1 protein-coding gene and 2 rRNA genes are annotated in these 6,055 nt (G+C 47.7%); 2 read left to right on the top strand and 1 reads right to left on the bottom strand.

The genetic code is table 11. The features are described from left to right. Positions 1 to 112 precede the first annotated feature (112 nt). A 23S ribosomal RNA gene (locus DQW11_RS16945) occupies positions 113 to 2,953 on the top strand. Between the two features lie 178 nt (positions 2,954 to 3,131). Further along, positions 3,132 to 3,243 (top strand): 5S ribosomal RNA (gene rrf, locus DQW11_RS16940). A gap of 392 nt (positions 3,244 to 3,635) precedes the next feature. Here rrf and DQW11_RS16935 read toward each other — a convergent pair. Then, positions 3,636 to 6,041 (bottom strand): ribonucleoside-diphosphate reductase subunit alpha, encoded by a 2,406-nt coding sequence (locus DQW11_RS16935; protein WP_113925277.1) that lies wholly within the window; start codon positions 6,039 to 6,041, stop codon positions 3,636 to 3,638. Between the last annotated feature and the right edge of the window lie 14 nt (positions 6,042 to 6,055).

The following is a 6,055-nucleotide window of genomic DNA, read 5'->3' as shown; positions in this document are numbered from 1 at the left end:
CATAAGTTCATTGACATGTTGAGCAGAGAATGCAACAGAGTGTGTATTTAACCCAAGGGATAAATACACGGAGACTGCACATATCCTTAAGCAAAAGGGGGATGTGTGTAAAGAGTAAGTGAACAAGGGCGCACGGGGGATGCCTAGGCTCTCAGAGGCGAAGAAGGACGTGCCAAGCTGCGAAAAGCCGCGGGGACCTGCAAGGGGGCTTGATCCGCGGATGTCCGAATGGGGCAACCCATCCACAGTGATGTGGATATTCCGAAAAGGAAGGCGAACGTGGGGAACTGAAACATCTAAGTACCCACAGGAAGAGAAAACAACAGTGATTCCGTGAGTAGTGGCGAGCGAAAGCGGAACAGCCCAAACCGTGCATGTTACGGCATGCGCGGGGTTATAGGACCTGCATAACGATGATGAATGTGACCGGAACACAGTGGGAACTGTGGCCGCAGAGGGTGAGAGCCCCGTACGGGAAGCATGATTTGTCTGGCGGGTATCCTGAGTAGGCCGGGACAGGAGAAATCCCGGTTGAATTTGCCGGCACCATCCGGTAAGGCTAAATACTCCTGAGAGACCGATAGTGAACAAGTACCGTGAGGGAAAGGTGAAAAGTACCGTGAATAACGGGGTGAAATAGAACCTGAAACCGTGCGCTTACAAGCGGTCGGAGTCCCGCGATGGGATGACGGCGTGCCTTTTGCATAATGAGCCTACGAGTTACTCCTCACTGGCGAGGTTAAGTGCATGGATGCACGCAGCCGGAGCGAAAGCGAGTCTGAACAGGGCGCTGAGTCAGTGGGGGTAGACGCGAAACTTTGTGATCTACCCATGGACAGGTTGAAGGTACGGTAAAACGTACTGGAGGACCGAACCGATAAGCGTTGAAAAGCTTCCGGATGATCTGTGGGTAGGGGTGAAAGGCCAATCAAACTGAGAAATAGCTCGTACTCCCCGAAATGTTTTTAGGAACAGCGTCGTGGAATGTATGGCGGAGGTAGAGCTACCGATAGGACTAGGGGGAGTCATATCCTACCAAATCCTGACGAACTCCGAATGCCGCCATACAGTAACGGCAGTGAGGGCTTGGGTGCTAAGGTCCGAGTCCGAGAGGGAAAGAACCCAGACCTACCGCTAAGGTCCCGAAATTTACACTAAGTTGAACAAAGGTGGTCCAGCTGCCTTGACAGCCAGGAGGTTAGCTTGGAAGCAGCTATTCCTTTAAAGAGTGCGTAACAGCTCACTGGTCGAGCGGCAGGGCGTCGATAATAAACGGGCATCAAGTGTAATACCGAAGCGTAGGATTTACAGTAATGTATAATGGTAGGGGAGCATTCCAGCGGCGGTGAATGTGCATGGCGATGTGCACTGGAGCTTCTGGAAAAGCAAATGTAGGCATAAGTAACGATAATGCGGGTGGGAAACCCGCACACCGATAGACCAAGGTTTCCTGATCAATGCTAATCAGATCAGGGTCAGTCGGGGCCTAAGGCGGACCCGAAAGGGGCAGCCGATGGACAACAGGTCAATATTCCTGTACCGCGCGTATGATAAAAGCGACGTAGGGGTGTACCCGGTGCGCACTGACGGAATAGTGCGTTGAACCGCAAGAGATTGCGGGATAGTACACGGAGGCCTCGGCCGAAGTGACAATCCGGGGAAGCAACTTCCAAGAAAAGCGAATACGCGTGCCCGTACCGCAAACCGACACAGGTGGTCAAGGAGAGGATCCTGAGGTGCTCGAGTGAATCATGGCTAAGGAACTCGGCAAAATGGCCCTGTAACTTCGGGAGAAGGGGCGCCTACCCGCACTTCGGTGCGGGAGGCCGCAGTGAAAAGGCCCAGGCGACTGTTTAGCAAAAACACATGGCTTTGCGAACTCGAAAGAGGAAGTATAAGGCCTGACACCTGCCCGGTGCCGGAAGGTTAAGAGGGGAGCTCAGCGCAAGCGAAGGTTTGAATCGAAGCCCCGGTAAACGGCGGCCGTAACTATAACGGTCCTAAGGTAGCGAAATTCCTTGTCGGGTAAGTTCCGACCTGCACGAATGGTGTAACGATCTGGGCGCTGTCTCAGCCATGAGCTCGGTGAAATTGTAGTCACGGTGAAGATGCCGTGTACCCGCAACGGGACGGAAAGACCCCATGAACCTTTACTGCAGCTTAGCATTGGTACCGGGTAAACGATGTGTAGGATAGGCGGGAGGCTGTGAAGCGGCGTCGCAAGGCGTTGTGGAGCCGTTGTTGAAATACCGCCCTTTGTTTGCTTGGTATCTAACCCCGCAGAAGCGGGAGACATTGCTTGGTGGGTAGTTTGACTGGGGTGGTCGCCTCCAAAAGGATAACGGAGGCTTCCAAAGGTTCCCTCAGCACGCTTGGTAACCGTGCGCGGAGTGCAATAGCATAAGGGAGCTTGACTGTAAGGCCGACAAGCCGAGCAGGGTGGAAACACGGGTATAGTGATCCGGCGGTACAGCATGGAATGGCCGTCGCTCAAAGGATAAAAGGTACTCTGGGGATAACAGGCTGATCTCCCCCAAGAGCTCATATCGACGGGGAGGTTTGGCACCTCGATGTCGGCTCGTCACATCCTGGGGCTGGAGAAGGTCCCAAGGGTTCGGCTGTTCGCCGATTAAAGTGGCACGCGAGCTGGGTTCAGAACGTCGTGAGACAGTTCGGTCCCTATCTGTTGCGGGCGTGGGAAGTTTGAGGAGCGCTGACCTTAGTACGAGAGGACCGGGTTGGACTGACCGCTGGTGTACCGGTTGTGGTGCCAACTGCACCGCCGGGTAGCTACGTCGGGAAGAGATAAGCGCTGAAAGCATCTAAGTGCGAAACTCCCTCCAAGATGAGACTTCCAAACAGGGCCGTCAGAGACGATGACGTCGATAGGCTGCAGGTGCAAAGTCAGTAATGACAAAGCCGAGCAGTACTAATAGCCCGAAAACTTGCTTCAGGTCAGCCCTGTTGCATTCTCTGCAAGACATATCATCCGAAGTACGAAGGCCGAAGGCTGAAGTACGGAGGAAAGAACATAAGAAATTGTTTCCGTAAAAGGAACAGGTAAGGATAGAAAGAGAGAAGAAGACGGATTTTACTTCGTACTTCCCACTTCATACTTCTTACTTCAAGATTTAGGCGGCCCAGCGCAGGGGTCCCACCTCTTCCCATCCCGAACAGAGAAGTTAAGCCCTGCAGCGCCGATGGTACTGGGGTTACACCCGGGAGAGTAGGCCGCCGCCACATTATCCAGACCCTCAGTTCATACCTGAGGGTCTTTTTGCGTTTAGGACAGACCAATCTTACAGACCACAGTATTTTTCTGAACAACATAGTAACAAAGGGGACAAGGAGGGAAGGGATTGGGCTTTTCGGCTATATGAGACAACCTCCTTAAATTGAATTCATTTTTCAACTCCAACAGAGGGATAGTACTGATTTGTTGCAACAAATGTCAAAGGAGTTAGCTGGAGTAATTTTTCAAGGGATTGAGCTATTCATCTCTTAAGGATGAACCATAAAGAGACCAAGTATTGCAAAAGATGGGTAATGCGGGTTTTTATTCTTAAGGAACAAAAAAGCGCCTGATAATTTCAGACGCTTTTGGATTGGTATAAATTACTCTAAATTTTCAGCTGTTAACTTCCGCACATTTCACACTCATCAGGATTGTCAAGGGAACAAGCTATTGCTCCCTGTTTTTGCCCTTTGGTCAAATCCATAGTAGGAGTCGATGCGATAACAGTCTTTTCAGGTTCCAATGCGCCTTTGTCAACTGTAAATTGGATCGCTGCAGTAGCTGCCTGAGACCTCAAATAGTACATTCCTGTCTTTAGACCTTTCTTCCATGCATAGAAGTGCATAGAGGTTAATTTACCGAAGTTTGGATCTTGCATGAAAACATTCATACTCTGCGATTGACAGATATATGCCCCTCTGTCTGCAGCCATGTCAATGATGATTTTTTGAGAAATTTCCCAAACTGTCTTATACAGGTCCTTGATGTTTTGTGGCACTCCGGGAAGCTTCTGAACAGATCCATTGGCTGCAATCAACCTGTTTTTCATATTTTCATTCCAAAGACCAAGGCTGATGAGATCCTTCATCAAGTGTTTGTTTGCAATGATAAATTCACCAGAAAGCGTTCTTCTGGTATACACATTGGAGGTATATGGTTCAAAACATTCGTTGTTACCCAAGATTTGGGAGGTGGAAGCAGTAGGCATAGGAGCTACTAATAAGGAATTCCTAACACCATGCTTCACGACTTGCTCCTTAAGGGAATCCCATTGCCATCTGCCTGATTTTGGAGTTACTCCCCACATATCGAACTGGAATATGCCTTTGGATGCAGGTGATCCTTCATAGGTTTCATAAGGGCCATGGACTTTCGCCAATTCCATAGAAGTTTCCATGGCTGCAAAGTAAATGGTTTCGAAAATGTCTTCATTCAGACCTTTTGCTTCTGCGGATTCAAAAGGCATTCTCAACATAATAAAAGCATCAGCCAACCCTTGTACACCAAGCCCGATAGGTCTATGTCGGAAGTTGGATCTCTTTGCCTCTTCTACCGGATAATAATTGACATCAATTACTTTATTCAGGTTTCTGGTGGCAACTTTTGTGATTTCATACAGCTTCTGATGGTCAAAGAATTTCTTCCCGTCAGGTCCGGTTGTCACAAATTTAGGAAGTGCAATGGAAGCTAGATTACATACTGCTACTTCATCAGGAGAAGTAAATTCTAGGATTTCCGTACAAAGATTCGAGGATTTGATTGTCCCAAGATTTTGTTGATTTGATTTTTTGTTGGCAGAATCCTTATACAACATGTACGGAGTACCTGTTTCTATTTGGGATTCCAAAATTTCAAACCAAAGCTCTTGGGCTTTTACCACTTCCCTTGCCCGTCCTTCTCTTTCATATTTTTCATAGAGTCTTTCAAACTCTTCGCTATGGCAGTCTGCCAATCCTGGAGCCTCGTTTGGACAGAAAAGAGACCAATCTTCATTCTCTTCCACTCTTCTCATGAAAAGATCCGGTATCCACATGGCATAGAAAAGATCTCTCGCTCTCATTTCCTCCTTGCCATGATTTCTTTTCAATTCCAAGAAATCTTTTACATCTGCATGCCATGGTTCAAGATAAATAGCGAAACTACCTTTTCTTTTACCCCCACCCTGATCCACATACCTTGCGGTCATGTCAAAGTTTCTAAGCATAGGTACGATTCCGTTTGAAACGCCATTAGTCCCTCTTATGTAGCTTCCTTTTGCTCTGACGTTATGGATAGAAAGTCCAATACCTCCCGCCGATTGGGATATTTTTGCACATTGCTTTAAGGTATCATAGATTCCGTCAATGCTATCATCCTTCATTGTCAATAGGAAACAGGAAGAAAGCTGTGGTTTTGGCGTACCTGCATTGAAAAGGGTCGGAGTGGCATGTGTAAACCACTTTTGGGAAAGCAAGTGGTAAGTTTCAATAGCAGCTTCCACATCTTCCTTATGTATACCGACTGCTACCCTCATCAGCATATGCTGTGGTCTCTCTACAACTTTATTATCCAACCGGATCAAATAACTTTTTTCCAAAGTTTTGAATCCAAAATAATCGTAGTCAAAATCCCTGTTGTAATCAATCGCCTCATCAAGCTTAGCAGCATGGTTTTTAACCACTCCATATACATCAGGAGCGATCAATGCCGCATTTTCACCTGTCTTCGGATTGACATAGGTGTACAGTCTTTTCATCGTATTTGAAAATGACTGGGAGGTGGTTTTTTGCAGGTTGGAAATGGCTATCCTTGCTGCCAAAATCGCATAATCAGGGTGCTTTACGGTCAACGATGCAGCTACTTCCGCAGCTAGATTATCTAGCTCTGTTGTTGTCACTCCGTCATAAAGGCCGTCTATCACCTTTTTTGCTACTTCGATTGGGTGGATATAATTGATATCCAAACCATAGCAAAGGTTTTCAATTCTAGCGGTTATTTTGTCGAACCGTACAGATTCGCGACGGCCATCTCTTTTTATTACTAACATGACAAATGGATTTG

The sequence above is a fragment of the Cognataquiflexum aquatile genome, from assembly GCF_003316845.1.
Classification (GTDB): domain Bacteria; phylum Bacteroidota; class Bacteroidia; order Cytophagales; family Cyclobacteriaceae; genus Cognataquiflexum; species Cognataquiflexum aquatile.
The sequence above is the reverse complement of the archived record's forward strand: the minus strand, read 5'-3'. Positions and strand labels throughout refer to the sequence as shown.